Source organism: Streptomyces sp. SCPE 10, from assembly GCF_051980735.1.
GTDB classification, from domain to species: domain Bacteria; phylum Actinomycetota; class Actinomycetes; order Streptomycetales; family Streptomycetaceae; genus Streptomyces; species Streptomyces misionensis.
The window spans coordinates 4,959,549-4,986,211 of the sequence record NZ_CP197069.1; the positions used below are offsets into that span (position 1 = coordinate 4,959,549).

The 26,663-nt window shown below is 70.2% G+C and carries 22 protein-coding genes; 15 read left to right on the plus strand and 7 right to left on the minus strand.

The genetic code is table 11. From position 1 onward, the window contains the following. The first annotated feature begins 145 nt into the window (after positions 1 to 145). The 4 genes from ACSP97_RS23070 to ACSP97_RS23085 all read left to right on the plus strand — a co-directional run bounded on the left by ACSP97_RS23070 (position 146) and on the right by ACSP97_RS23085 (position 5,206). Positions 146 to 1,954: an ABC transporter substrate-binding protein gene (locus ACSP97_RS23070; RefSeq protein ID WP_355145986.1), complete on the plus strand. Its 1,809-nt coding sequence runs from the start codon at positions 146 to 148 to the stop codon at positions 1,952 to 1,954. Between the two features lie 87 nt (positions 1,955 to 2,041). Next, entirely contained in the window at positions 2,042 to 3,022 is a 981-nt protein-coding gene (locus ACSP97_RS23075; protein ID WP_355145988.1) for an ABC transporter permease, read from the plus strand. Positions 3,023 to 3,034: 12 nt separating this feature from the next. Next, positions 3,035 to 4,057, plus strand: a complete 1,023-nt coding sequence (locus ACSP97_RS23080; protein WP_355530194.1) for an ABC transporter ATP-binding protein — start codon at positions 3,035 to 3,037, stop codon at positions 4,055 to 4,057. Positions 4,058 to 4,069: 12 nt separating this feature from the next. After that, a complete protein-coding gene (locus ACSP97_RS23085) occupies positions 4,070 to 5,206 on the plus strand; it encodes an ABC transporter ATP-binding protein (protein ID WP_440554072.1) in 1,137 nt (378 codons plus the stop codon). A 13-nt stretch (positions 5,207 to 5,219) separates the two neighbouring features. Here ACSP97_RS23085 and ACSP97_RS23090 read toward each other — a convergent pair whose 3' ends face one another. The 6 genes from ACSP97_RS23090 to ACSP97_RS23115 all read right to left on the minus strand — a co-directional run bounded on the left by ACSP97_RS23090 (position 5,220) and on the right by ACSP97_RS23115 (position 12,325). Further along, complete coding sequence (locus ACSP97_RS23090) at positions 5,220 to 5,963, minus strand: class I SAM-dependent methyltransferase (RefSeq protein WP_358276373.1); 744 nt, start codon at positions 5,961 to 5,963, stop codon at positions 5,220 to 5,222. Between the two features lie 264 nt (positions 5,964 to 6,227). Further along, the gene (locus tag ACSP97_RS23095; RefSeq protein ID WP_355530185.1) at positions 6,228 to 7,271 is read right to left on the minus strand and encodes an ABC transporter ATP-binding protein; all 1,044 of its coding nucleotides are present in this window, start codon (positions 7,269 to 7,271) and stop codon (positions 6,228 to 6,230) included. Between the two features lie 26 nt (positions 7,272 to 7,297). Further along, entirely contained in the window at positions 7,298 to 8,335 is a 1,038-nt protein-coding gene (locus ACSP97_RS23100; RefSeq protein ID WP_355150181.1) for an ABC transporter ATP-binding protein, read from the minus strand. A 47-nt stretch (positions 8,336 to 8,382) separates the two neighbouring features. Then, a complete protein-coding gene (locus tag ACSP97_RS23105) occupies positions 8,383 to 9,363 on the minus strand; it encodes an ABC transporter permease (RefSeq protein WP_355150183.1) in 981 nt (326 codons plus the stop codon). Between the two features lie 95 nt (positions 9,364 to 9,458). After that, positions 9,459 to 11,216 carry an ABC transporter substrate-binding protein gene (locus tag ACSP97_RS23110; protein WP_440554075.1) on the minus strand — a complete coding sequence of 586 codons (1,758 nt, stop codon included), beginning with the start codon at positions 11,214 to 11,216 and terminating at the stop codon, positions 9,459 to 9,461. Between the two features lie 80 nt (positions 11,217 to 11,296). Next, positions 11,297 to 12,325, minus strand: coding sequence for an ABC transporter permease (locus ACSP97_RS23115; protein WP_355150187.1), 1,029 nt, complete (start codon positions 12,323 to 12,325; stop codon positions 11,297 to 11,299). Positions 12,326 to 12,798: 473 nt separating this feature from the next. Here ACSP97_RS23115 and ACSP97_RS23120 point away from each other — a divergent pair, with 473 nt between their 5' ends. The 5 genes from ACSP97_RS23120 to ACSP97_RS23140 are packed head-to-tail and all read left to right on the plus strand — an operon-like array spanning position 12,799 to position 18,387. Beyond that, positions 12,799 to 14,418: a peptide ABC transporter substrate-binding protein gene (locus ACSP97_RS23120; protein ID WP_388292913.1), complete on the plus strand. Its 1,620-nt coding sequence runs from the start codon at positions 12,799 to 12,801 to the stop codon at positions 14,416 to 14,418. 5 nt (positions 14,419 to 14,423) lie between these two features. Continuing rightward, positions 14,424 to 15,347 carry an ABC transporter permease gene (locus ACSP97_RS23125; protein WP_355326317.1) on the plus strand — a complete coding sequence of 308 codons (924 nt, stop codon included), beginning with the start codon at positions 14,424 to 14,426 and terminating at the stop codon, positions 15,345 to 15,347. After that, positions 15,340 to 16,320 carry an ABC transporter permease gene (locus ACSP97_RS23130; RefSeq protein ID WP_355326314.1) on the plus strand — a complete coding sequence of 327 codons (981 nt, stop codon included), beginning with the start codon at positions 15,340 to 15,342 and terminating at the stop codon, positions 16,318 to 16,320. Before ACSP97_RS23125 ends, ACSP97_RS23130 begins: the two co-directional genes overlap by 8 nt. An 8-nt stretch (positions 16,321 to 16,328) precedes the next feature. After that, a complete protein-coding gene (locus ACSP97_RS23135; RefSeq protein WP_355150195.1) occupies positions 16,329 to 17,312 on the plus strand; it encodes an ABC transporter ATP-binding protein in 984 nt (327 codons plus the stop codon). Beyond that, positions 17,296 to 18,387, plus strand: a complete 1,092-nt coding sequence (locus tag ACSP97_RS23140; RefSeq protein ID WP_355150197.1) for an ABC transporter ATP-binding protein — start codon at positions 17,296 to 17,298, stop codon at positions 18,385 to 18,387. Before ACSP97_RS23135 ends, ACSP97_RS23140 begins: the two co-directional genes overlap by 17 nt. Before the next feature lie 113 nt (positions 18,388 to 18,500). Here the strand turns inward: ACSP97_RS23140 and ACSP97_RS23145 are convergent, their stop codons facing one another. After that, the gene (locus ACSP97_RS23145) at positions 18,501 to 20,615 is read right to left on the minus strand and encodes a S9 family peptidase (protein WP_355530177.1); all 2,115 of its coding nucleotides are present in this window, start codon (positions 20,613 to 20,615) and stop codon (positions 18,501 to 18,503) included. A gap of 177 nt (positions 20,616 to 20,792) precedes the next feature. Between ACSP97_RS23145 and ACSP97_RS23150 the strand changes: the two genes are divergently transcribed. The 6 genes from ACSP97_RS23150 (at position 20,793) to ACSP97_RS23175 (ending at position 26,663) form a co-directional block, all read left to right on the plus strand. Further along, positions 20,793 to 20,987 carry a hypothetical protein gene (locus ACSP97_RS23150; RefSeq protein ID WP_355150201.1) on the plus strand — a complete coding sequence of 65 codons (195 nt, stop codon included), beginning with the start codon at positions 20,793 to 20,795 and terminating at the stop codon, positions 20,985 to 20,987. Positions 20,988 to 21,118: 131 nt separating this feature from the next. Further along, positions 21,119 to 21,997 carry an N-acetyl-1-D-myo-inositol-2-amino-2-deoxy-alpha-D-glucopyranoside deacetylase gene (gene mshB, locus ACSP97_RS23155; RefSeq protein WP_358675694.1) on the plus strand — a complete coding sequence of 293 codons (879 nt, stop codon included), beginning with the start codon at positions 21,119 to 21,121 and terminating at the stop codon, positions 21,995 to 21,997. 32 nt (positions 21,998 to 22,029) lie between these two features. Next, positions 22,030 to 22,422, plus strand: coding sequence for a DUF6113 family protein (locus ACSP97_RS23160; RefSeq protein WP_355530279.1), 393 nt, complete (start codon positions 22,030 to 22,032; stop codon positions 22,420 to 22,422). Between the two features lie 196 nt (positions 22,423 to 22,618). Further along, positions 22,619 to 24,835, plus strand: coding sequence for a hypothetical protein (locus ACSP97_RS23165; protein ID WP_358274192.1), 2,217 nt, complete (start codon positions 22,619 to 22,621; stop codon positions 24,833 to 24,835). 146 nt (positions 24,836 to 24,981) lie between these two features. Beyond that, entirely contained in the window at positions 24,982 to 25,929 is a 948-nt protein-coding gene (locus ACSP97_RS23170; RefSeq protein WP_355150207.1) for an ABC transporter ATP-binding protein, read from the plus strand. Further along, positions 25,926 to 26,663 (plus strand): ABC transporter permease, encoded by a 738-nt coding sequence (locus tag ACSP97_RS23175; protein WP_355326299.1) that lies wholly within the window; start codon positions 25,926 to 25,928, stop codon positions 26,661 to 26,663. The genes ACSP97_RS23170 and ACSP97_RS23175 overlap by 4 nt, the downstream gene beginning before the upstream one ends.

The window sequence follows — 26,663 nt, forward strand, 5'->3', positions numbered from 1 at the left end:
CGGGTGAGCGGCCGCCGGCCGCCGTTTCGGCAACTCCTCTTCACCGCACGTCACTTCAGTACTCCTCGCACCACGCCAGAGTCCTTTTCGTACCGGTGACACACACAACGCACTGGTGATACACAGATGGGTGGGAATCCTCGTGATGAGTAGGGGCGGACGCCACGCATACGGCGCACTCTCCGTGCTCGCGGCCGGAGCTCTTGTGCTCACCGGTTGCAGCAAGGGCGGCAGCGACGCCGGCGACAACTCCAAGCAGGACGAGCAGAACGCCAAACGCCAGCAGGCCGCCATCAAGTTCGGCGACGCGGCGGACTCCACCGGCCCGGCGGCCCCCGTGCCCGGCGCCAAGCCCGGCGGCAGCATGGAGGTGCTCCAGCGCGACAGCTACGCGCACCTGGACCCGGCGCAGATCTACGTCAACGACGGGATGACCGTCGCCCAGCTGATCCACCGCGGCCTCACCGGCTACAAGTCGACCAGCGACGACGGCAAGCAGCACGAGGTGGTCGGCGACCTCGCCACCGACTCCGGCACCACCACCGACGGCGGCAAGACCTGGAAGTACACGCTCAAGGACGGCATCAAGTTCGAGGACGGCACGCCGATCACCTCGAAGGACGTCCGCCAGACCTTCGAGCGGCTCTTCGCGCCCTTCATCAACCAGGGCCCGACCTACATCCAGCAGTGGCTCGCCGACACCAGCGGCACCGACTACCGCAAGCTGCTGCCCGACGGCCCCTACAAGGGCAAGCACCTGCCGGACGGCGTCCTGTCCACGCCGGACGACAAAACGATCGTCTTCCACTTCAAGAACCCGCACCCGGACCTGCCGTACGCGCTGGCCATGGCGGGCTACTCCGTCGTCTCCGCCAAGGGCGACACCAAGGAGAAGTACGACAAGACCCCGGTCACCACCGGCCCGTACAAGATCCAGTCCTTCCAGTCCGGCAAGTCGATGGTGCTGGTCAAGAACCCGAACTGGGACCCGAAGACCGACCCGATCCGCCACCAGTACGTGGACCGGTTCAACATCACCTTCAACCAGCAGTTCGAGGCCTCCACCAAGGCGCTGCTCGCCGACAGCGGCCCCGACCGGACCGGCATCAGCTTCAACAACCAGGTCGACGCGGGCAACCTGTCCCGGGTGCTCCGGGACCCGAAGCTGAAGTCCCGCACGGTCTCCGGCTACCAGTCGTACGTGGGCCAGATGAACATCAACCTGAGCAAGCCCGAGATGAAGGACATCCGGGTCCGCCGGGCCATCGCCTACGCCCTGCCGGTCACCCCCTTCGTCCGCGCCTACGGCGGCACCGACGCCATGGAGGTCGCCGGCGGCCTGATCAGCCCGACCGTCAGCGGCTACGACCCCTCCTTCGACCCCTACGGCAAGAAGAAGAAGCCCGCGGGTGACCCGGCCAAGGCGCACGCCCTCCTCAAGGAGGCCGGCAAGCTCAACATGAAGCTCACCTTCGGCTACATCAACACCCCCGAGGGCCAGCAGTACTCCACCGCCATGGCGGCGGGCCTGAAGAAGGCCGGCTTCGACGTGCAGCGCCAGGAGATCCCGGCCGAGACCTTCTACGACCAGGTCTCCAAGCTGAACAACCCCTACGACATCTTCCACACGGCCTGGGGCGCCGACTGGCCGTCCGCCTCCACGGTCATTCCGCCGCTGTACGACGGCCGGCAGATCGCCGACGGCGCCGCGGTCTACTCGCAGATCAACGACGCGCACGTGAACAGCGAGATCGACCGCATCAACACGATCACCGACCCGGTCAAGTCCGCGGCCGAGTGGGAGAAGCTCGACAAGTACCTCCTCACCAAGGTGGTCAACGAGGTCCCGACCGCGTACTACAAGCAGACCCAGATCGCCGGCTCCAAGGTCGGCGGCCTGGTCTTCGACGACGTCATCGGCGGCGTCGACCCGCGTCGCCTCTACATCAAGTAACCGTCTTCCGCCGGTACCCGGCGCGACCCCGCCGCGGGGGAGCGCCGGGTACCGCCCGGACCGCCGACGTCTGAGAGCTGCCCTGTCATGCTGCGCTTCCTCGTCCGCCGGATCATCGGTGCCGTCGTCATTCTGTTCCTGCTGAGCATCGTCACGTTCGTGCTGTTCTTCGGGGTGCCCCGGGACCCGGCGCTGCTGATGTGCGGCAAGACCTGCAACCCGGACAGCATCGCGAACATCCACCATGTGCTCGGGCTCGACAAGCCCATCACCGAGCAGTACTGGATCTTCCTGCACAACCTCGTCGCGGGCAGCAGCCAGTTCGCCCAAGGCCCCTGCCCCGCGCCCTGTTTCGGCTACTCGTACCACACCAACGACCCGGTCTGGAACACGCTGATGGACCGGCTGCCCACCACCGTCTCGCTCACCCTGGGCGCGGCCGTGTGCTTCCTGGTCGTCGGCCTCGGCACCGGTCTGCTGGCCGCCTGGCGGCGCGGCACCATGGTCGACAAGACGGCCACCGCGGGCGCCATGGTCGTCAGCTCGCTGCAGATCTACTTCCTCGGCCCGCTGGCCCTCGCGATCCTCGTCTACCAGACCCACTGGTTCGACAAGCCCGCGTACAACAACTTCACCGGCGATCCGCTGACCTGGTTCACCGGGCTGATCATCCCCTGGGTCGTGCTGTCCACGATCTTCGCCGCGCAGTACACCCGTATGGCGAGATCCGCGATGATCGAACAGCTCCAGGAGGAACACGTCCGCACCGCCCGCGCCAAGGGCATGTCCCGGCGGTACGTCTTCTTCCGCTACGCCTGGCGCGGCTCGCTGATCCCGATCGTCACCATCTTCGGCATCGACCTCGGCTCCCTGCTCGGCGGCGCCATCATCACCGAGTACACCTTCGGCCTGCCGGGCCTCGGCCAACTCGCCGTGCAGTCCGTGTTCTTCAGCGACCTGCCGCTGCTGCTCGGCGTGATGCTGTTCGCCGCCACCATGATCCTGCTCTTCAACATCGTCGTCGACGCCGCGTACGCCTTCATCGACCCGCGCGTGCGGCTGTCCTAGGGGGAGACATCCATGAGCACACCTCTCCTCTCCGTGCGGGACCTGCACGTCAGCTTCAAGACCGAGGACGGCGTCGTACGGGCCGTGGACGGACTCTCCTTCGACCTGGAACGGGGCCGGACGCTCGGCATCGTGGGCGAGTCCGGCTCCGGCAAGTCGGTGACGAACCTGACCATCCTCGGTCTGCACAATCCCATGTTCACCACCGTCGAGGGCGAGATCCTGCTGGACGGGCGGGAGCTCACGACCGCGCGCGAGTCGGAGCTGGAGAAGCTGCGCGGCAACAAGGTCGCCATGATCTTCCAGGACCCGCTCACCGCGCTCTCCCCCTACTACACCGTCGGCCGGCAGATCGCCGAGCCGTACATGAAGCACAACGGCGCCTCCAAGAAGGACGCCTGGGAACGTGCCGTGGAGATGCTGGGCAAGGTCGGCATCCCCAACCCCCGGCAGCGGGCGAAGGACTACCCGCACCAGTTCTCCGGCGGCATGCGCCAGCGCGCGATGATCGCCATGGCCCTGGTCTGCGACCCCGACCTGCTCATCGCCGACGAGCCGACCACGGCGCTCGACGTGACCGTGCAGGCGCAGATCCTCGATCTGCTGAAGGACCTGCAACAGGAGTTCGGATCGGGCATCATCTTCATCACCCACGACTTGGGGGTGATCGCCGACATGGCCGACGACATCATGGTGATGTACGCGGGCGGCGCGGTCGAACGGGGCACCACCGAAGAGGTGCTGCGCTCGCCCCAGCACCCGTACACCTGGGGCCTGCTGAACTCCATGCCGCGCCTGGACTCCGACCCGGGTGCGCAGCTGTCCCCGATCCCGGGCACCCCGCCCTCACTGCTCAACCCGCCGAGCGGCTGCCGCTTCCATCCACGCTGCACCTTCCAGGACCGGGTGGCGGGCGCCGGCCGCTGTACGACCGAACGCCCGCCGATCGGCTCCGGCCGCGCGTCGGCGTGCCATCTGAGCGCCGACCAGAAGCGGACCATCTTCATCGAGGAGATCAAGCCCCGTCTGGGCTAGGAGGACACTGTCATGAAAGAGGACCTGGTCCTCCCGGCCCAGCGCGAGCGCGGCGGTGACACGGAGGGCGAACCGCTGCTCCAGGTCTCGGGGCTGACCAAGCACTTCCCGGTCAAGGGCGGCTTCCCGATCCGCCGGACCGTCGGACAGGTGCAGGCCGTCGACGGCATCGACCTGACCGTGCACACCGGCGAGAGCTTCGGCCTGGTCGGCGAGTCGGGCTGCGGCAAGTCCACCACCGGCCGGCTGATCACCCGGCTCATGGAACCGTCCGGCGGCACGATCACCTACCGCGGGCAGGACATCAGCCACGCCTCGCGCAAGCAACTGGCCCCGATCCGGTCCGAGATCCAGATGATCTTCCAGGACCCCTACTCGTCGCTGAACCCGCGGCAGACGGTCGGCACGATCATCTCGGGTCCGATGGAGATCAACGACATCAACCCGGAGGGCGGCCGCGAGAAGCGGGTACGCGAACTCCTGGAGATCGTCGGCCTCAACCCCGAGCACTACAACCGCTTCCCGCACGAGTTCTCCGGCGGTCAGCGCCAGCGCATCGGCGTGGCCCGCGCGCTCGCCCTGGAGCCCAAGCTGATCGTCGCGGACGAGCCGGTCTCGGCGCTGGACGTCTCCATCCAGGCACAGGTCGTCAACCTGCTCCAGAAGGTGCAGAACGACCTCGGCATCGCGTTCCTCTTCATCGCCCACGACCTGGCGGTGGTGCGGCACTTCTCGCAGCGCGTCGCGGTGATGTACCTCGGCAAGATCATCGAGGTGGGCGACCGGGACTCCATCTACACCCGCCCGCGCCACCCCTACACCCACGCCCTGCTGTCCGCGGTCCCCGAGGTCAGCCTCACGGACGGTCAGTCGGGCGGCCGCGAGCGCATCCGCCTCGCCGGCGACGTGCCGTCCCCCATCTCCCCGCCGTCCGGCTGCCGCTTCCGCACCCGCTGCTGGAAGGCCCAGGACAAGTGCGCCACCGAGGAACCCCCGCTGGTCCGGATCGCCGGCAACCACGAGGGCCATCTGACGGCGTGCCACTTCCCGGAGGAGCCGACGACCGAGGCGCGCGAGGAGGACATCGTGCTGGACCCGGCGCTGGCGGCCCTGGAGGAGCCGGGACCGGACGCGGGGGCGCAGGGGTAGGCGCCGGGCGGGGTCAGACGGCGGGCGTCGCCACGGTGACGATCTCGGGGGCGGCGGGCGTCAGCGGGCCGCCGTCCCAGTCGCCGTACTGCTCCACGACCGTCAGCCCGGCGGCCGTGAGGAAGGCGCCGAGTTCCCCGGCGTCCAGGAAGCGCAGGACGGTGTGGCTGACGCGGGGAGCGGGCCACCCGTCGCTGTCGTAGGTCTCGCTGAACCGGACCCGGCCGTCGTGCGGGCCGCCGTCCTGGACCTCGTGCCAGACGCGTACGACGGCTCCGTCGGGGGCGGTGACCTCGCGCACACGGTCGGGGGTCCACCGCTCCCAGGGGCGGGCGGCCGGGTTGCGCGTCTCGAACGCGAACCGCCCACCGGGCTTGAGCGCCCTGCGCACGGCGCGCAGACACTGCAGGACGTCCTCGTCGTCGAGCAGCACCTGGAAGGCGTGCCCGGTCATCACCGCGAGGTCGAACTCGCCGTCCCAGCTCCGCACCCGGGTGTCCCCGAGCACCCACTCGACGTCCGTGCTCCCCTGCCGGGCCTGGACGAGCATGGCCGCGGCCGGATCGAGCCCCACGAGCCGGCCCCGGTGCCCCTCGGCCCGCGCCCTGCGCAGCAACTGCCCGGTGCCGCAGCCGACATCGAGCACGGCGTCCGCCTGCCGCACCAGCTTCAGATAGAACTCGTCGCTCGGCCCCCAGGAGTTGAGGCCGTCGTAGAGCGCGGCGAGCGAGAGATCGACGAACGAGTGATCCACCACCGCGGCAGTTTGTCATACCCTCCGACCGCGACGGGGGGCTTTTCGACAGGGGGCGGTGTGCGCAGTCGGGAGTGGTGATTCACCGGCGGGCTGTGCTCCTTTCCGGGCAGCACCCCGCCGGGGCGGTGGACCCGGGCACGGCGAAGGCCCGCGTCTTGGGGAGACGCGGGCCTTCCTTCCCGTGGAGCGGACGTTCTGGTGGCTCGGGTCAATGGGCCGGTGAAGTCCGTTCCGCAAGGGAGCGACCGACGGAAAAGGGGTGTGTCAGGCCGCCGCCTCGGGGTCCTTGGCCAGGCGCGGGGCCGGCACCATGTCCCGCGTCTCGGGGTAGTGGCACGCCGTGAGGTGACCGGGCTTGTTGCCCTCCGCCTGGATGAGCGGCGGGGCCTCGGACGCGCACTTCTCCGTCGCCTTCCAGCAGCGGGTGCGGAAGCGGCAGCCGGACGGCGGGTTGATGGGCGAGGGCACGTCGCCGACCAGGCGGATGCGCTCGCGCGGCTCCTCGTCCACCGTCGCCTCGGGCACCGCGGACAGCAGCGCCCGGGTGTAGGGGTGACGCGGGTTCTCGTACAGGTCCTCGCGGTCGCCGATCTCCACGATCTTGCCCAGGTACATCACCGCGACGCGCTGCGAGAAGTGCCGCACCACCGCCAGGTCGTGGGCGATGAAGACGAAGGCGATGCCCAGCTCGCGCTGCACCTTCTGGAGCAGGTTGACGACCTGTGCCTGGATGGAGACGTCCAGCGCCGAGACCGGCTCGTCCGCGACGATCAGCTTGGGTTCCAGGGCGAGCGCGCGGGCCACGCCGATGCGCTGGCGCTGACCGCCGGAGAACTCGTGCGGGAAGCGGTTGTAGTGCTCGGGGTTGAGGCCGACGATCTCCAGGAGTTCGCGTACCCGCTTCTCGCGGCCGCCCTCCGGGTTGATGTCGTTGATCTCCATCGGACCCGAGATGATCTTGCCGACCGTCTGCCGCGGGTTCAGCGAGGCGTACGGGTCCTGGAAGATCATCTGGATCTCGGAGCGGATCGGCGCGAGGTCCTTGCGGCCCGCGTGCGTGATGTCCTGCCCGCGGTAGGTGATCTTGCCGCCGGTCGGCTCCATCAGGCGGGTGATCAGCCGGCCGGTGGTGGACTTGCCGCAGCCCGACTCACCGACGAGGCCGAGGCTCTCGCCCTCGGCGACCTGGAAGTCCAGCCCGTCCACGGCCTGGACCGCGCCGACGGTCCGCCGGATCGGGAAGCCGCCCTTGATCGGGAAGTGCTTGGTCAGCCCGGAGACGTCCAGGAGGGGGTTCGTGTTGCTCATGATCGTGAAGTCCCGTCTGCTGTCCGTCAGTTGTGCCGGGTCGCGGCGAAGTCGGCGAAGAGTTCCTGCTTCTGCTCGGCGGTGAGGTGGCAGGCCGAGCCACGGCCGTCCACGATCTCCAGCGCCGGACGCTCGCTGGAGCACTTGCCGCCCGCGACCTTCTCGGCGAAGGCGCACCGCGGGTGGAAGCGGCAGCCGGTCGGCGGGTTGAGCAGCGAGGGCGGCGAGCCGGGGATCGGCGTCAGCGGCACGTCCACCGGGCCGTTCAGGCTCGGCATGGAGTTGAGCAGGCCCAGCGTGTAGGGGTGCTGCGGGTCCCGGAGCACCTCCTCCTTGGTGCCGCGCTCCACACACCGGCCGCCGTACATCACCAGCACGTCGTCGGCGATGTCGGCGATCACCCCCAGGTCGTGGGTGATGAAGATGATCGCGGTGCCGAACTCCTGCTGGAGGTCCTTGAGCAGGTCCATGATCTGGGCCTGCACGGTCACGTCGAGGGCCGTGGTCGGCTCGTCGGCGATCAGCAGCTCGGGGTCGCAGACCAGCGCCATGGCGATCATCGCGCGCTGGCGCATACCGCCGGAGAACTGGTGCGGGTAGTCGTCCACCCGCATGTCCGGCTGCGGGATGCCGACCCGGCGCAGCATCTCGACGGCACGCGTGCGGGCCTCGGCCTTGGAGGCGCCCGTGTGCTTGCGGTAGGTCTCGGAGATCTGGGCGCCGACGGTGTGGTACGGCGACAGCGAGGCCAGCGCGTCCTGGAAGATCATGGACATCTTGTTGCCGCGCAGCCGCTCCAGCTCCCGCTCGGAGGCGGTGAGCAGTTCCTGGCCGTCGAGGAGGATCTCGCCCTCGATCGAGGTGCGCGCGGGGTCGTGCAGGCCCAGGATCGTCAGGTTGGTGACCGACTTGCCGGAGCCGGACTCGCCCACGATGCCGAGCGTCTGGCCCTTGGCCAGGTCGAAGCTGAGACCGTCGACGGCCTTGACGACGCCGTCCTCGGTGGAGAAGTGGACCTTTAGATCCTTGATCGAGAGGAACGGCTGCTGATCGGTGCTCGTCACGGGGACGCTCCTGGGGGTGATGCGGGGGGTCGGGAATGGGGCGGAGGTCAGGCGAGCCGGATCCGCGGGTCGATGAGCGCGTAGACGGCGTCCACGACGATGTTGAAGATGACGATCGCGCCGGCGGACAGCAGGGTCACGCCGAGCACCATGGGCAGGTCGCTCTGGTCCACCGCCTTCAGCGCGAGCCGGCCCACACCCTGGAGGCTGAACACGGTCTCGGTGATGATCGCGCCGCCGATGAGAGTGGCGAGGTCGATGCCGAAGATGGTGACGATCGGGCCCATCGCGCCGCGCCAGGCGAACCGGAAGAAGACGGTACGGCGGGACAGGCCCTTGGCGCGGGCCGTGCGCACGTAGTCCTCGCTGAGCGTCTCGACCAGCTGGGAGCGCGACATACGGGTGTAGTTGGCGGTCCAGATCAGCGCCAGCACCAGCCAGGGCAGCAGCAGTCCGGAGGCCCACTCGACGGGGTTGTCGGTGAGCGGCGTGTACGACGGGTTGTCGAGGATGCCGAGCTTCGCGACGAGGAAGTACATCGCGATGTAACCGACGAAGTAGATCTGCAGCGAGGAGGCGATCAGCGAGCCGGAGCTGGCCAGCTTGTCCTGCCACTTGCCCTGCTTGACGGCGGCGATCATGCCCGCGCCGACACCGAAGATGAGGAAGACGACGGCGGAGCCGAAAGCGAGCGAGAGGGTCAGCGGCAGCCGGTCCATGATGGTGCCGAGGACGGGCTCGCGGTTGGCGAACGAGTAGCCGAGGCAGGGGGCGGCGCACTCGCCGAAGTCGCCGTAGCTGCGGCCGACGAAGATGCCCTTCAGCCAGTACCAGTACTGGACGGGGACCGGGTGGTCGATGCCCAGGTTGTGCCGGACCTGCTTGAGCATGTCGGGCGAGCAGTTCTTGCCGCACGACATCATGGCGGGGTCACGCGGAATGGCGTAGAAGAGCCAGAAGGTGACGGCGCTGATGACCAGCAGGATGACCAGCGCGCCGAGGATTCGGCGGACAAGGAAGCGGAGCATGGGGCGTGACTTTCCGGACGGGGCGCCGTCGCCGGGATAGGGGGGAGGGCCGAGGGGGCGGCCAGGTCGTGGCCGCCCCCGTGGGTACTACGCGCTTACTTCTTCGCGTACAGCTTGCACAGGGCGACGCAGGTGTTGCCCGGGTCGTAGACGACGTTGCCGACCTTGGAGCCGTACATCCAGTTGCGGATCTTGTTGTAGTCCGGCACCACCGGCGCCAGCTCCATGATCTGGCGGTCGACCGCGCCCCAGGCCTTGTTGGCCTGCTCGACGTCGGCGATCTTCGAGGCGGCCTCGATCGCCTTGTTGATGCTCGGGTCGTTGAGCTGGGCGTAGTTGCTGCGGCCGTCGCCGATGTTCTTGCCGTCCCAGCAGGGGTAGAAGACGGAGTAGCCGTTCGGCCAGTCCGGGCTCCAGCCGGCGCCCATCAGGTCGAAGCCGTTGTCCAGCTTGCCGATCTGGCTGTAGAAGGTCGACTTGTCGACCTGCTTGTTGACGACCTGGAAGCCGGCGGCCTCCAGCGCGTTCTTGATCGCGACGGCCACCTTCACCTGGGTGTCCGACTGCTGGTAGGCGATGACCAGCTTCTGGCCGATCGCGTTGGCCTCCTTGAGGAGGGCCTTCGCCTTGACCGGGTCGCCGCCGGGCTTCTTGTCGACACCGTACAGGTCGAACTTCTCGTAGCCGGGGGTGACCGGGCTCAGCAGGGTGGTGGCGATCTCGTTGGTGGCCGGGCCACCGTTGATCGTCTGGATCTGCTGGTGCGGCCACGCGTAGTTGATGGCCTGGCGGATCTTGACGTCCTTGATCCGGGTCATGTTGATCGGCCAGTAGTAGCAGACCGTGTCGACCTGGGTCAGGACCCGCTTCTTCAGCGTGGCGTTGGTCATGACCTGGGCGATGCGCTCGGGCGCGACCTCGTTGAAGATCGACATCGCGTACTGGTCGTTGCCCTTGTCCGCGATGTAGCGGTCGGTGGAGGCGACCAGCTCGAAGCCGAACTGGAAGACGTACTTGTCCGGGTACGCGTTGCGGATCGGGTCCGTCTTCGGGTCCCAGTGGTCGTTGCGCACGTAGGTCAGCGACTTGCCGATGTCACGGCTGCCGATCCGGTACGGGCCGAGCGCGAACGGGCGCTTGTCGTACTTCTCCTTGGTGTCGTGCTTCTTGTTCACCAGGCTGTAACCGGGCATGGCGAGCGTGTAGTTGAAGTCCGCGCGCGGCTCGGTCAGGTTGAAGGTGATCGTGTTGCCGGACACCTCGAGCGAGTCGATGTGCTTGCCGTCGTACGGGCCCTTGTACTTGTCGCCGCCGACGAGCCACTGCTGGACGTAGCGCGGGCCCTCGGTGACGAACGAGGCGAAGAGGCGCTCGAACGTGTGGCGGACGTCGTCCATGGAGAGGTCGGTGCCGTCCTCCCACTTGATGCCGTCCTTGATGGTGAACGACCAGGTCTTGCCGCCGTTCTTCATGGTGCCGGCGTCGGTGGCGACGTCACCGACGAGCGTGCAGCCGCCCTTGTCGTCGACCTTGTAGCCGGTCAGACCGCGCAGGATCGGACGGGTGATGGCGCCCTCGGTCGCGACGTAGATCTGCGCCGGGTCCAGGTGGTCCATGTCGAACTGGTCGAGCGAGTAGATCGTCCCGCCCTTGACCGCGCCGGCGACCTCGGGGGCCGGACCCGTGGAGTCCGCCTTGGTGCCCACCGGGATGTTCACGGTCTTGGCCTTGCTCACCGACGGGACGTTCTTGTCGGTGGCCTTGTTGTCGTCGCTGCTGCAGGCGCTCAGCACAGTCGTGGAGGCCGCGGCCACACCGGTGGCGATCAGGAAGTTTCTACGGGAAAAAGACATGCTGAGCCTGCCTATAGGGGTCGATTCGGACGGTCGTGACCAGCCGGACGCCATCGAGCCGGACCGGGTGGAAGGACGTGCTATCGCTTGGACTTGGGGTCGAGCGCGTCGCGCACGGAGTCACCGAGCAGGTTGAAGGCGACCACGAAGATCACCATCGAGATGCCCGGGAACAGCATGAAGGTGATGTCCTGGGAGTAGAACCCGGCGCCGCGCGCGATCATCACGCCCCAGTCCGGGGTCGGGTCGATGATGCCGACGCCGAGGAAGGACAGGCCCGCCTCCGTGGTCACGAGCGTGGGGAGCAGCAGCGTGCCCTGGATGATGATCGGTGTCCACAGGTTGGGCAGCAGTTCCTTGAACACGATGCGCATCGGAGACGCACCCGTGACCTTGGCCGCCTCCACGAACTCGCGCTCACGCAGCGCGAGGACCTGACCGCGCAGCAGACGCGCGATGGTGGCCCAGCCGAACGTGGTCAGCACCACGATCAGGGCGGTGGCGCGCAGCCACGTCGGGATGTTGTCGTCGGGGGCCACGAAGATGCCGTAGACGACCGGCATGAACGCGATGAAGAACAGGGTGGACGGGAACGACAGCAGGATGTCGATGACCCGGCTGACGAGGTAGTCCGTCTTGCCGCCGAGGTAGCCGGCCGTGATGCCGACCACGACGCCGACGACCACCGTGAGGATCGTGGCGGCCACCGCGATGCCCAGCGAGGTCCGGATGCCGTAGAGCAGGAAGGTGAACACGTCCCGGCCCAGCTGCGGCTCGACGCCGAACCAGAACTGCGAGCTCATGCCGCCGTTGGGGCCGGCCGGGTACGAGAACATGTCCAGCAGGCTGGGGTCCTGGCTGGCGTACGTCGTGTACGGGTTCTTGCCGTACAGCTTGGCTATCAGCGGCGCGGCGATCGCGATCACGAAGAAGAAGATCACGATGTAGGCCGAGACGACGCCCGTCTTGTCGCGCTTGAAACGCTTCCAGGCGAGCCGGCCCGGGGAACGGCTCTCACTGCCCTTCGGACCGCTCGAAGTGGTCGACTTCGTGACGGTCTCGTCGGTCACCTCTAGCGGGGCGGCCGCGGATGGAGTTGGGGAGGTCATGGTGCTCCTGGCCCAAGGGAGGGTCTGATGACTCCGCAGGGCGCTCCCCTACGGGCTACGCCGGACTTTTTCAACGCAATTCATTCAAGGTCAATAAATTCTCGGTCGACTTGGTTTTGTCTTTACCTTCTTTGCCTCTGCTTGGTCGATCTGTAGCTACGCGGGTAGCGCGCTGTAATCAATCCGTGCTTCACATTGGGCCAACCGGACCAATCGGGCAAGAAGTTCGATATGCGGATACTGGAGTGTCGAAATACGTACATCAACGTGTCCCAATCCAACGTTTCGGCAACGTTACGCGGTGATCTGTTGCGCTCCCCTTTCAAGATCATTGCGAGGGTTCCGCCGGGGTGCCTGCATTCGGATGACGTGTCCCTCTAAAGGTCCCTCAATCCCGCCATGGGTATGCGGTATGTGTCGTATGAGCCGATATTGACCGGTGATGCATTCGGTGATCGTCGAGGAGGCGCTCCATGCGTGGTGTCCGGCGCGTCCGACGGGGCGCCTGCGCGATCGCAGCCGGGCTGATGTTGGCCGGATGTAGTGGTTCCGGGGGGTTCGGCGGGGCCGGGGTGCTGACCTCCTCCTGGGGCGACCCGCAGAACCCGCTGGAGCCCGCCAACACCAACGAGGTGCAGGGCGGCAAGGTCCTCGACATGATCTTCCGGGGCCTGAAGAAGTACGACCCGCGCACCGGCCGGGCCGTGAACATGCTCGCCGAGCGCATCAGCACCCCCGACTCGCGCACCTTCACCGTCACCGTCAAGGACGGCTGGCGCTTCAGCAACGGCGAGCCGGTCACCGCCCGCTCCTTCGTGGACGCCTGGAACTACGGCGCGAGCCTGCGGAACAACCAGAAGGCCGCCTATTTCTTCGGCTACATCGAGGGCTACGACAAGGTCCACCCCGACAGCGGCCGGCAGCGCGCCGGCACCCTGTCAGGGCTCAGGGTCACAGGCCCCCGGACGTTCACCGTCCGCCTGGCGCAGAAGTTCGCCGGCTTCCCCGACACCCTCGGCTACGCGGCCTACGCGCCCCTGCCGCGCGCCTTCTTCACCGACCACGCCGCCTGGCTGCGCAAGCCGGTCGGCAACGGGCCCTACCGGATCGCCTCGTACACCAAGGGCTCGGCGATGACCCTGAAGAAGTGGAGCGGCTACCCCGGACCCGACCCGGCCCGCAACGAGGGCGTCACCCTCCTCGTCTACACCGACAACAACACCGCGTACACCGATGTGCTGGCCGGCAACCTCGACCTCGTCGACGACGTGCCCGCCACCCAGCTGAAGAACGTCCGCACGGACCTGGACGGCCGCTACATCAACACCCCGGCCGGCATCCTGCAGACCCTGGCCTTCCCGTACTACGACCCCAAATGGAACACCGAGGGGGCGCGCAAGGTCCGCACCGGGCTGTCCATGGCCATCGACCGCGCGCAGATCACCGAGACCATCTTCCGCCGCACCCGCACCCCGGCCACCGACTGGACCTCCCCGGTGCTCGGCAAGGCCGGCGGCTACCAGGCCGGGCTGTGCGGCCACGCGTGCGCCTACGACCCCGCCGGGGCCCGCAGGCTCGTCCGGGAGGGCGGCGGCATCCCCGGCGGCCGGCTGAAGATCACGTACAACGCGGACACCGGCTCGCACAAGCAGTGGGTGGACGCCGTCTGCAACTCCATCAACAACGCCCTGCGCGACGACAAGGCGTGCGTCGGCAACCCGGTCGGCACCTTCGCCGACTTCCGCAACCAGATCGGGCAGCACAAGATGACCGGCCCCTTCCGGGCCGGCTGGCAGATGGACTACCCGTTGATCCAGAACTTCCTCCAGCCGCTGTACTACACGGGCGCCTCCTCCAACGACGGCAAGTGGTCCGACCCGCGGTTCGACCGGCTCGTGGACCGGGCCAACGCCGAGACCGACCGGGCCGCCTCCATCCGGCTCTTCCAGGAGGCCGAGAAGGTCGTCCGCGACAACATGGCGGCCATCCCGCTCTGGTACCAGAACGGCAGCGCCGGATACACCTCCCGGCTCTCCCGGGTGGCGCTCGACCCGTTCAGCGTGCCGGTCTACAACGAGATCAAGGTCGGCTGAGCCGCGTGGGCCGCTATGTCGCCAGGCGACTGCTCCAGATGATCCCGGTGTTCATCGGGGCCACCCTGCTGATCTTCCTCATGGTGAACGTGATGGGCGACCCCGTCGCGGGCCTGTGCGGCGAGCGGGCCTGCGACCCGGCCACCGCCGCCCAGCTCAAACGGGAATTCGGCCTCGACCAGCCGCTGTGGCGCCAGTACGCCACCTACATGGGGAACGTCTTCGCGGGCGACTTCGGCACGGCGTTCAACGGACAGCCGGTCACCGAGCTGATGGCGGCGGCGTTCCCGGTCACCGTCCGGCTCACCGTCGTGGCCGTCCTCTTCGAGATCGTCATCGGCGTCGCGCTCGGCGTCGTCACGGGCCTGCGGCGCGGCCGGCCCGTCGACACCGGCGTGCTGCTGGCCACCCTGGTCGTCATCTCCCTGCCCACCTTCGTCACCGGACTGCTGCTGCAACTGCTGCTCGGCGTGCAGTGGGGCTGGATCAAACCGTCCGTCTCGCCGGCCGCCGCATTCGGCGAGCTGATCGTGCCCGGACTGGTGCTCGCCTCCGTCTCGCTGGCCTATGTCACCCGGCTCACCCGCACCTCGATCGCGGAGAACAAGCGCTCCGACTACGTGCGCACCGCGATCGCCAAGGGCCTGCCCCGGCGCCGCGTCATCACCCGCCACCTGCTGCGCAATTCGCTGATCCCGGTGGTCACCTTCATCGGCACCGACATCGGCGCGCTGATGGGCGGCGCGATCGTCACCGAGCGGATCTTCAACATCCACGGCGTCGGCTACCAGCTCTACCAGGGCATCCTGCGGCAGAACACGCAGACCGTCGTCGGCTTCGTGACCGTCCTGGTGCTGGTCTTCCTCCTCGCCAACCTCCTCGTCGACCTCCTGTACGCCGTACTCGACCCGAGGATCCGCTATGCCTGAACAGTCCCACGAGCCCCAGGGGGCCATCGCCGGAACCGGCATGGGCGGCCCCATGGACCTGGGCGCGAGCGAGGCCGCCACGCTGGAGGGGGGCCCCGGCGGCCCGGCGGGCGCGGGCCCCGCGGGCAAGCCCCGCTCGCTGTGGTCCGACGCCTGGCGGGACCTGCGCCGCAACCCCGTCTTCCTGCTGTCCACCCTGGTCATCGTCTTCCTGGTGTTCGTCTCGCTGTGGCCCTCGGCGATCGCCTCCGGCAGCCCGCTCGCCTGCGACCTGGCCAAGTCCCAGGACGGCCCGGGCCCGGGCGCCCCCTTCGGCTACGACGGACAGGGCTGCAACGTCTACACACGCACCGTCTACGGCGCCCGTACGTCCGTCACGGTCGGCGTCTGCGCCACCCTGGGGGTCGCCCTCCTCGGGTCCGTGCTCGGCGGCCTGGCGGGCTATTACGGCGGCTGGTGGGACGCGCTGCTGTCCCGCACCACCGACATCTTCTTCGCCATCCCCGTCGTCCTCGGCGGCCTGGTGCTGCTGTCCGTGGTCACCAGCAACACGGTCTGGCCGGTGATCGGCTTCATGGTGCTGCTCGGCTGGCCGCAGATCTCCCGCATCGCGCGCGGCTCGGTCATCACCGCCCGGCAGCACGACTACGTCCAGGCGGCCCGCGCGCTCGGCGCCTCCGACTCCCGCATCCTGCTGCGCCACATCGCCCCGAACGCCGTCGCCCCGGTCATCGTGGTCGCGACCATCGCGCTGGGCACCTATATCTCCCTGGAGGCCACCCTGTCCTACCTCGGCGTCGGCCTCAGACCGCCCAGCGTCTCCTGGGGCATCGACATCTCCGCCGCCTCGCCCTACGTCCGCAACGCCCCGCACGCCCTGCTGTGGCCCTCCGGCGCCCTCGCGGTGACCGTCCTGGCCTTCATCATGCTCGGCGACGCGGTCCGCGACGCCCTCGACCCCCGGCTGAGGTGACCGCGCGCATGCTGCTCGAAGTCCGCGATCTGCACGTGGAGTTCCGGACCCGGGACGGGGTCGCCAGAGCGGTCGACGGGGTGTCGTACGCGGTGGACGCGGGACAGACCCTGGCGGTGCTCGGCGAGTCCGGGTCCGGCAAGTCGGTGACCGCGCAGGCCGTGATGGGCATCCTCGACACGCCGCCCGGGCGGATCACCGGCGGCGAGATCCTCTTCCAGGGCCGGGACCTGCTCGGGCTCGGGGAGGAGGAGCGGCGCGGGCTGCGCGGCGCGAAGATGGCGATGATCTTCCAGGACGCGCTGTCCGCCCTCAACCCGGTGCTTCCGGTGGGCGACCAGCTCGGCGAACTCTTCGTGGTGCACCGGGGGACGTCGAAGCGGGAGGCGCGGGCCCGGGCGGTGGAGCTGATGGACCGGGTGCGCATCCCGGGCGCCGCCCAGCGGGTGCGCGACTACCCGCACCAGTTCTCCGGCGGGATGCGCCAGCGCATCATGATCGCGATGGCGCTGGCCCTGGAGCCGGCCCTCGTCATCGCCGACGAGCCCACCACCGCCCTGGACGTCACCGTGCAGGCCCAGGTGATGGACCTGCTCGCCGAGTTGCGGCGCGAGTACCGGATGGGGCTCGTCCTCATCACCCACGACCTCGGGGTGGTGGCGGACGTGGCCGACCGGATCGCGGTGATGTACGCCGGGCGGATCGTGGAGTCGGCGCCCGTGCACGACATCTACCGGGCGCCCGCCCACCCGTACACCCGGGGCCTGCTGGACTCCATCCCCCGCCTGGACCTCAAGGGGCGGGAGCTGTACGCCATCAAGGGCCTGCCGCCGAACCTGACCCGGGTGCCCCCGGGCTGCGCCTTCCACCCGCGCTGCCCGATGGCCCGGGACGTGTGCCGCACCGAGGTGCCCCCGCTGTACGAGGTGTCCGAGGCCCGGAGCAGCGCCTGCCACTTCTGGAGGGAGTGCCTCGATGACGGCGACCGGTGAACCGATCCTGGAGGCCGAGGGACTCGTCAAGCACTACCCGCTGACCCGGGGCGTCCTGTTCAAGAAGGAGATCGGGGCGGTACGGGCCGTCGACGGCGTCGACTTCGCCCTCGGCCGGGGCGAGACCCTCGGCGTCGTCGGCGAGTCGGGCTGCGGCAAGTCGACCGTCGCCAGACTGCTGTGCAGCCTGGAGCGGCCCACCGCCGGGTCCATCCGGTTCAAGGGCGAGGACATCACCCGGCTGTCGGGACGCGCCCTGAAGGCCGTGCGCCGCAACATCCAGATGGTCTTCCAGGACCCCTACACCTCCCTGAACCCCCGGATGACGGTGGGCGACATCGTGGGGGAGCCGTACGAGATCCACCCCGAGGCGGCCCCCCGGGGGGACCGGCGCCGGCGGGTGCGGGAGCTGCTGGACGTGGTGGGGCTCGACCCGGACTACGTCAACCGCTACCCGCACCAGTTCTCCGGCGGCCAGCGCCAGCGCATCGGCATCGCGCGGGGGCTCGCGCTGCGCCCGGAGGTCATCGTCGCCGACGAGCCGGTGTCCGCCCTGGACGTCTCCGTGCAGGCGCAGGTGATCAACCTGCTGGCCCGGCTCCAGACGGAGTTCGACCTGTCCTACGTGTTCATCGCGCACGACCTGTCGATCGTGCGGCACATCTCGGACCGGGTCGCGGTGATGTACCTGGGCCGGATCGTGGAGACGGGACGGGACGCGGAGATCTACGACCACCCGACGCACCCGTACACCCAGGCGCTGCTGTCGGCGGTGCCGGTCCCGGACCCCGGGGCCCGCGAACGCCGCGAGCGGATCATCCTCGGCGGCGACGTGCCCTCGCCCACGGACATCCCCTCCGGGTGCCGCTTCCGCACCCGGTGCTGGAAGGCGCGGGAGCGGTGCGCCCGCGAGGTGCCGGCCCTCGCGGTGCCCGAGGTGTTCGCGAAGGGCGGGGGGCCGGCCGCGCACGACTCGGCGTGCCATTTCGCCGAGGAGCGGCGGGTGGTGCCGCCGGAGGACCCCGGTGGGCCCGAGGCACCGCAGGCCACGGTGAACGGCAACGGGCCGGGGTGACCCGCACCCCGGCCCGCGCACGGCACCCGCACGGCCGTATGCCAGGAAGCCTGCCGTGTCCGCATATCGGTGCCGCTACCGGCGCGTTGCCCGTGTGTTAACGCGGCCGGGGCTCAGCCCAGGGAGCGCCGCAGGAAGTCCAGTTGCAGCCGGAGCAGGTTCTCCGCGACGGTCTCCTGCGGGGTCATGTGGGTCACCCCGGACAGCGGCAGCACCTCGTGCGGGCGGCCGGCGGCCAGCAGGGCGGAGGACAGCCGCAGGGAGTGGGCGACCACCACGTTGTCGTCCGCGAGACCGTGGATGATCATCATCGGGCGGTGCGGCTCGGCGGGGTCGACCAGACCGGCGTCGTCGATCAGCGAGTTGCGGCGGTAGACCTCGGGCTGCTCGTTCGGGTCGCCCAGGTAGCGCTCCTGGTAGTGGGTGTCGTAGAGGCGCAGGTCGGTGACGGGGGCGCCGACCACCGCCGCGTGGAAGACGTCCGGGCGGCGCAGCACCGCGAGCGCCGAGAGGTAGCCGCCGAAGGACCAGCCCCGGATCGCCACCCGGGTCAGGTCCAGCGGGAACCGCTCGGCGAGCGATTGGAGCGCGTCCACCTGGTCCTGGAGCACGCGTTCCGCCACGTTGTCGCGGATCTCCTTCTCCCAGGCCGGCGAGCGCCCGGGCGTGCCCCGGCCGTCGGCCACGATCACGGCGAAGCCCTGGTCGGCGAACCACTGGGAGGTGAGATGCGCGTTGTGCGCGGCGACCACCCGCTGGCCGTGCGGACCGCCGTAGGGGTCCAGCAGCACCGGCAGGGGAGTGTCACCGGGGTAGTCCCGTGGCATAAGCACGGCGCACGGAATTCGGCGTGCGCCCCCCTCGGTGAGAGTGACCCGGGGGGACAAACCGGGGTCTTCGGCGTACGACCGGACAGTGGCCACCGGTTTTCCGTCACGCAGCACCTGGACACGGGTGCCCGGCCTGTCAAGCGACGCGGAGACCAGCACGGTCACGCCCCCGGCGCGTACCGCCGAGTGCACGCCGGGCTCCTGGGAGACGCGCTCCACACCCAGCTCGTTCACGCGGTAGACATGGATCTCACCGGTCTCCGGCGCCTCCGCCTCGGCACCCGCGGAGGCCGAGACCAGCACGTCGTCCGCGCCCACGTCCAGCACCGCGCGGATGTGCAACTGACCCCTGGTCAGGGGACGTTCGCCCACGGTCAGGACGCGCGCGCCGCCCTCGTCCGCGATCCGGACCAGCCGGCCCGAAGGGCTCCAGCAGGGCACCCCGGCAAACAGTTCCAGCCAATCTGGGTCCTCGTCGGCGTGCACCATCCGGGTCGCCCCGGTGTCCGGGTCCACCGCCAGGAACAGCTGGCTGCGCTGGTCCCTGGCCTGCACCAGGATCAGCGGCGCACCCGCCTCTGACCAGTGCACTCGGGCCAGATACGGGTAGCGGGCGCGGTCCCACCGCACCTCGGTGCGCGCACCGTCGAGGCCGAGCACGAACAGCCGTACGTCCGCGTTCGGCGTGCCCGCGGCGGGATAGGCGACGTTACGTGGCTCACGCTCCGGGTGGGCCGGATCCGCGATCCACCAGCGGGCAACCGGCGTGTCGTCCGCGCGCGCCACCAGCAGCCGGTCCGACCCCGGCGCCCACCAGAAGCCCCGGTGACGTGCCATCTCCTCGGCCGCGATGAACTCCGCGAGCCCGTAGGTGACGTTCTCCGTCTCCGGCTCGGCGAGCGCGCGGTCGCCCTCGCCGTCGGCGCCCACCACGCGCAGGGCGCCCCGCGCGACGTACGCGACATGCCGGCCGTCGGGGGCCGGACGGGGGTCGATCACCGGTCCCGGAACGGCGAGTTCACGGGTCTCGCCGGTCGTCAGGCGCGCCGTGAAAAGCCGCCCTGACAAGGGAAAAGCCGCCAACTCCACGGCGGCGTCGGTGGCGTGGCCGACGATGCCGGCCCCGCCCTCGCGGCTGCGCTCGCGGCGCGCCCGCTCCTCGGGCGAGAGCTGTTCGCGGGCGCCCCGCAGGAGGGTGCCCGGGTCGGCGACGAGGCGTTCGGTGCCGTCCGGAAGGTCGAGCACCCACAGGGAGTTGGCCCGGTCGGTGCCGGAGCTCGAGCGGAGGAACGCGACACGTGCGCCGTCGGGTGCCACGGTGAATCCGCGCGGCGCGCCGAGGGTGAACCGCTGGGTCCTGGCGTGCCTACGGGGGAAGGAGTCGGACTCGGTCGTCATACCCCGACCATATTGGCCATGCGCCCCCTTGTGCGGCTGTGCGCCGAGCGATGCGCGAGCACGGATAGTTATGATCACTACCGCTGTGTGGGTATGAACCCGCTGGCGTCCGCATGGACTTGCTCTGCCGATCTTTCCGAACAGCCGCGTCCCTGGGATCTTTGGAGGTGAGCCGCCGTGGCACTCTCGATTTCGGCGGTGGTGCTGCTGGCGATCATCGTCTTCCTGCTGATGAAGAAGTCCGGGCTCAAGGGCGGCCATGCGGTGGTCTGCATCCTGCTCGGCTTCTACCTCGCCTCCTCCACCATCGCGCCCACGATCAGTCAGCTGACGACGAACGTGGCGAGCATGATCGGAAGCATCAAGTTCTGAGCCGCCTCCCAGGCCGGCCCGTCCCGTCCGGCCGAGCGGGTTCCCTCCCGCGCGGCCCGCAAACCGCCGGAGCCGGGGGACGGGGAGCCCGGGGGCGCCGGGAACACCGTCGGCCTGCGTAGGGTGGTGGCATGACGGAACTGTCCTCCTTTGGGTCGCGGGGCGCTCGGCGGCTGCTCCTGGTGCATGCGCACCCGGACGACGAGTCGATCAACAACGGCGCCACCATGGCCAAGTACGTGGCCGAGGGTGCGCACGTGACGCTGGTCACCTGCACCCTGGGGGAGCGGGGCGAGTGCATCCCGCCCGGACTGCGGCATCTGACCGGGCCCGCCCTGGGCGCGCACCGGCGCGGTGAGCTGGCCGCCGCCCTCGCCGCGCTGGGGGTCACCGACGCCCGGCTGCTCGGCGGCGCGGGCCGCTACGGCGACTCCGGGATGATGGGCACCGCGGACAACGAGGACCCCGGCTGCTTCTGGCGGGCCGACGTGGACGAGGCCGCCGGCCACCTCGTCGAGGTGATCCTCCAGACCCGGCCGCAGGTCCTCGTCACCTACGACGACAACGGCGGCTACGGGCACCCGGACCACATCCAGGCCCACCGTGTCGCCATGCGCGCCGTGGACATGGCGGCCGAGCGCGGGCACCGCGTCGACAAGGTCTACTGGAACCGCACCCCGCGCTCCGTGGCCGAGGCCGCCTTCGCCCGGCTCCAGGACGAGCTGCCCACGCTGCCCTTCACCAAGAGCGCCACCCTGGACGACGTGCCCGGCGTGGTGGACGACGAGCGGATCACCACCGCCGTCGACGGCACCGCCCACGCCGCCGCCAAGGCCGCCGCGATGCGCGCCCACGCCACCCAGATCGAGGTGGCCGGGTCCTGCTTCGCACTCTCCAACGAGCTGGCCCAGCCCCTTTTCACCACCGAATACTACGAGTTGGCGCGTGGCACGGCCGTTCCCGGCGAGACCGACCTGTTCGCCGGACTCGGCATCGAGGAGGCCTCGTGAGCGGCGGAGCGGGCGATGGCGCCCCGGGCTCGATGCTCGCCCAGCCGCTGCGGCCGCCGTCCCCGGGGCGGGCCGCCGCGTACGTCGGCCTCTTCCTGCTCGGCGCCCTCGTCGCGGCCGCCGGCGCGCTGGTGCAGGCCGGCTGGTTCCCCGGCGGGCTGCTGCTCGCCCTCGCGGCCGCGGTCGGCACCTTCCTCGGCGGCTCGTACGCCACCCGGTCCCGGGGCGGCGCGATGGCCCCGGCGGCGGGCTGGATTGTCACCGTCATACTGCTCACCTCCTCGCGCCCCGAGGGCGACTTCCTCTTCGGCGCGGGCGGTGGTTCCTACCTCTTCCTCTTCGGCGGCATGGCGCTCGCTGTGATCTGCGCCACGGTTGGCGCGATGCGGCAACCCCGGGACGGCTCCGCCCGACTTGGGAAGTGACGTACCGCTTTCCGGTGCGGCCCGCGTGCGAGTTGGGTGTGGGTTTCCCCGGCGGTCGGCAGATGCCCGCCGGAAGCGGCCAGTATGGTGGTGCGCGCCGCCGAACCTCCCCCACGCTGCCGACCTCGTTCGAGCCGGGGGACCGCCAGAGCAGTGAGGTCGTGTCGGGCGGCGGAGCCAACTGGGAGAACCTGCCTTGAGTCGTGAAACTGACACTCCGTCCTCCGGGCCCAACGGGCGCGGCGGAGCCGCATACCCCTCCGGCACCCCGCCGTACGGGACCCCCATGGCTTCCGACGACGGTACGGACGGGGCCCGTTCGGGCGCGCCGGAGGAACGCAAGACCGAGACCACGCTGACGACCCGGATCCGGATCAACATCCCCGGGTCCCGGCCGATCCCGCCGGTCGTCGTGCGCAAGCCCGTCGGGGACGGCGAGTCCGCCGAGGGCGCCCGCGAGGAGAGGCCGGCCGCCGAGGTGCGCACCCCGGCCGCCGCGGCGCCCGCCCCGCAGGCGCCCGCCGAGCCCGCGGCCCCGGCCGAGGAGAAGACCAGCGACTGGTTCGCGCCGCGCAAGTCCTCCGGGGGCAAGGCCGCGACCGGCAAGGGCGGCGCCAACGGCGGCAAGAACCCCGGCGGTTCCCCCGCCGGCGCGCCGGGTGCCCGTCCGGGTGGACCGGGTGCGAACGGCGCGGCCGGTGGCACCGGCGCGCGCCCCGGCGGTGTGGTCGGCTCCATGAGCGTGCCCGGCCGCTCCGGCAAGACCAACGGCTCGGGCCTGCCCGGCGCCACCGGCGGCCCCGTGGCCCCCGGGCACGGCGGCGGCACGGGCTCCTTCGACGTCACCGAGGCGCTGGCCGCGGGCCCGCTCGGCGGCGGCTCCCGCGCCGACGGCAACGGCGGCGAGCCGCGCCGCGACGACCTGCCGTACTTCTCCGAGCACGGCGGCCAGGACGGCTTCGGCGGTCCCGCCGGCGCGGGCGGCGTGGGCGGTGCCGACGGCGCGAACGGACCGGGTGGCCGCGGCGGCCCGCAGGGCCCCGCCGGGCCGACCGGGGGTCCGGTCACCGGCGACAGCCCGCTGCTGCCGGGCACCGGCGGGTACGGCGGCCAGGGCGGCGCGCCCGCGCGCAGCGCCCTCACGGACATCGCCGACCTCGACGGCCCGGGCGCGCCCGGTGGTCCCGCGAGCGCTCCGGGCGCCGGGCTCGGCCCCGGCGGCGGGCTCAGCGACGACACCGCGATCCTCACCCCGCAGAAGCCGGCCCCCGAACCGGGCACGCCCGGCTACCGCGCCCCGGACAACGTCTCCGGACACACCGTCACCAGCGGCATCCCGGTCGTCCCGGGCGGCAACGGCGCCCCGTTCGGCGCGGGCGGCCCCGGCGGCCCGGCCGGGCAGACGGCGGCCAAGCCCGCGCCCGAGCCCGCCAAGGCCGCCCCCAAGGCGGCCGCCAAGCCGAAGAAGGGCCGCAGCAAGCTGGTGCTGCTCGCCGTCGGCGTGGTGGTGATCGCGGGCGGTGTCTACGGCGCCGGGCTGCTGATGAACCACACCGACGTGCCCAAGGGCACCACCGTGCTCGGCGTCGACATCGGCGGCGGCACCCGGGACGACGCCGTCAAGAAGCTCGACGACGCGTTCGGCAGCCGGGTGGCCAAGCCGCTCAAGCTGGACGTGGGCGGCAAGACGGTCACCCTCACCCCGGCCAACGCCGGTCTCCAGTTCGACTTCCAGGCCACCGCGAGCCAGGCCGCGACGAGCGACTACAACCCGGTCTCCGTGGTCGGCACCCTCTTCGGGCAGAAGCGCGTGGTCGCCCCGGTCATGCCGGTGGACGAGGAGAAGCTCCAGGCCGCGCTCCGGCAGGCCGGCGGGGGCTCCGGCTCCGGCGCGGTCGTCGAGGGCGGTATCGAGTTCAAGCCCGGCAAGGCCGTGGCCGTCTACGGCAAGCCGGGCAGGGCCATCGACGCGGCCGGCTCCGCCCAGGCGATCGAACAGGCCTACCGTACGGCCGTGGAGACGAACAGCTCGGCCCCGGTGACCGTGCCGACGACCAACCGGCAGCCGACGGTCTCCAACGCCGAGGTCGACCGGGAGATGAAGGAGTTCGCGGAGCCGGCGATGTCGGCCAAGGTGACCGTGATGACGGACGCCGCGCACGCGGTCCCCCTGAGCCCGCAGAACTCGCTGTGGAAGTTCCTCCATGTGACGGCCGTCAACGGCAAGCTGGTCGACAAGCCCGACCTGGCCGCCCTCCAGCAGTTGTATGGCAAGGCCTTCGACGGCGTCCTCATCACCCGCGGCAACGGCAAGAAGACGCCGGTCACGCCGCAGGACGTCTACGGCGCCCTGCGTCAGGCACTGATGAGCAAGACCAACCGGGTCGCGGTGATCAGCACCAACCCGAACTGAGGGCGCCGCCGGGGGCGTTCGGCACCGCGCCGAGCGCCCCCGACGCGTCCCTCGGGGTGTCACCCCGGCCGCATGACATCTGTCATCCCGCACGCGGGATCACCGGCACTGCCGGTCGCCCGTCCCGCCCCGGCACCATGGGGGGCATGACAACGACAGCGGTACCGGCCACCTCCACCACCACCGAGGTGGTCGGGTTCGACCAGGTGACCAAGACGTACGGGACGGTGCGGGCCGTCGACGGGCTCTCGCTGCGGCTGCACCCGGGGGAGACCGTCGCCCTGCTCGGCCCGAACGGCGCCGGCAAGTCCACCACTCTCGACCTGCTCCTCGGCCTGAAGCAGCCCGACAGCGGCACGGTGACCGTGTTCGGCACCAGCCCGCGCGAGGCGATCGTGGCCGGGCGGGTCGGGGCCATGCTGCAGAGCGGCGGGCTGATGGACGAGGTCACCGTCGGTGAACTGGTCAAGCTGTCCTGCTCGCTGCACCCGCGGCCGTACCCGGTCTCCGACGTGCTGGCCCGCGCCGGGATCACCCAGATCGCCGACCGCAAGGTCAACAAGCTCTCCGGCGGCCAGGCCCAGCGGGTCCGCTTCGCCCTGGCCACCGCGGGCGACAGCGACCTGATCATCCTGGACGAGCCCACCACCGGCATGGACGTCTCCGCCCGCCAGGCATTCTGGGCCACCATGCGCGAGCAGGCCGACCAGGGCCGTGCCGTGCTGTTCGCCACGCACTACCTGGAGGAGGCCGACGCCATCGCCGACCGGGTCCTGGTGCTGCACCGCGGCCGGCTCCTCGCCGACGGCACCGCCGCCGAGATCAAGGCCAGGGCGGGCGCCCGGCGGATCTCCTTCGACCTGGAGGGCACCGTCGACGAGGACGCCCTGCGCGCCCTGCCGCGGCTGACCTCCCTCACGGTGTCCCACGGCGGCTCCGGCCACACCGTGCGCCTCCAGTCCGCCGACGCCGACGCCACCGTGCACGCCCTGTACGGCCTCGGTCTCTACCCCCGCAACCTCGAAGTCACCGGCCTCGGGCTGGAACAGGCGTTCGTCGCCATCACGGAGGCCGAGGAGGCCAAGCAGTCGTGACCTCGCTTATCAAGCTGGAACTGACCCGCGCCCTGCGCAACAAGAAGTTCCTGTTCTTCTCGGTGCTCTACCCGGCCGTCCTCTTCCTGATCATCGCGGGCAACGCCGACGACACCAGGATCGACGGGACCGGGCTGACCCTGGCGACCTACATGATGGTCTCCATGGCCTCCTTCGGCGCCCTGACCGCCGTCCTGATGGGCAACAGCGAGCGCATCGCCAAGGAGCGCGAGAGCGGCTGGGTGCGGCAGCTGCGGCTGACCCCGCTGCCCGGGCGCGGCTACGTCCTCGCCAAGACCGCCAGTGCGGCCGTGGTGAGCCTGCCGTCCATCGTGGTGGTGTTCCTGGCCGCCGCCGCGATCAAGCACGTACGGCTGGACGCCTGGCAGTGGCTCGCCCTCACCGGGGTCATCTGGGCCGGCAGCCTCGTCTTCGCCGCGCTCGGTGTCGCCCTCGGCTACCTCGCCTCCGGGGACGCGGTGCGCCCCATCACGATGATCGTGTACTTCGGCCTATCGATCCTCGGCGGACTGTGGATGCCGTCCACCACCTTCCCGCGGTTCCTCCAGGACATCGCCACGTGGCTGCCCACCCACGCGTACGCCGCGCTGGGCCGGGCGATCGAGCAGAGCCAGGCCCCGCACGCCACGGACATCGCCGTCCTCGCCGGGTACTTCGTCCTCTTCGCGGGCGGCGCGGCCTGGCTGTACCGGAAGGACACGCTGAAGGCGTGA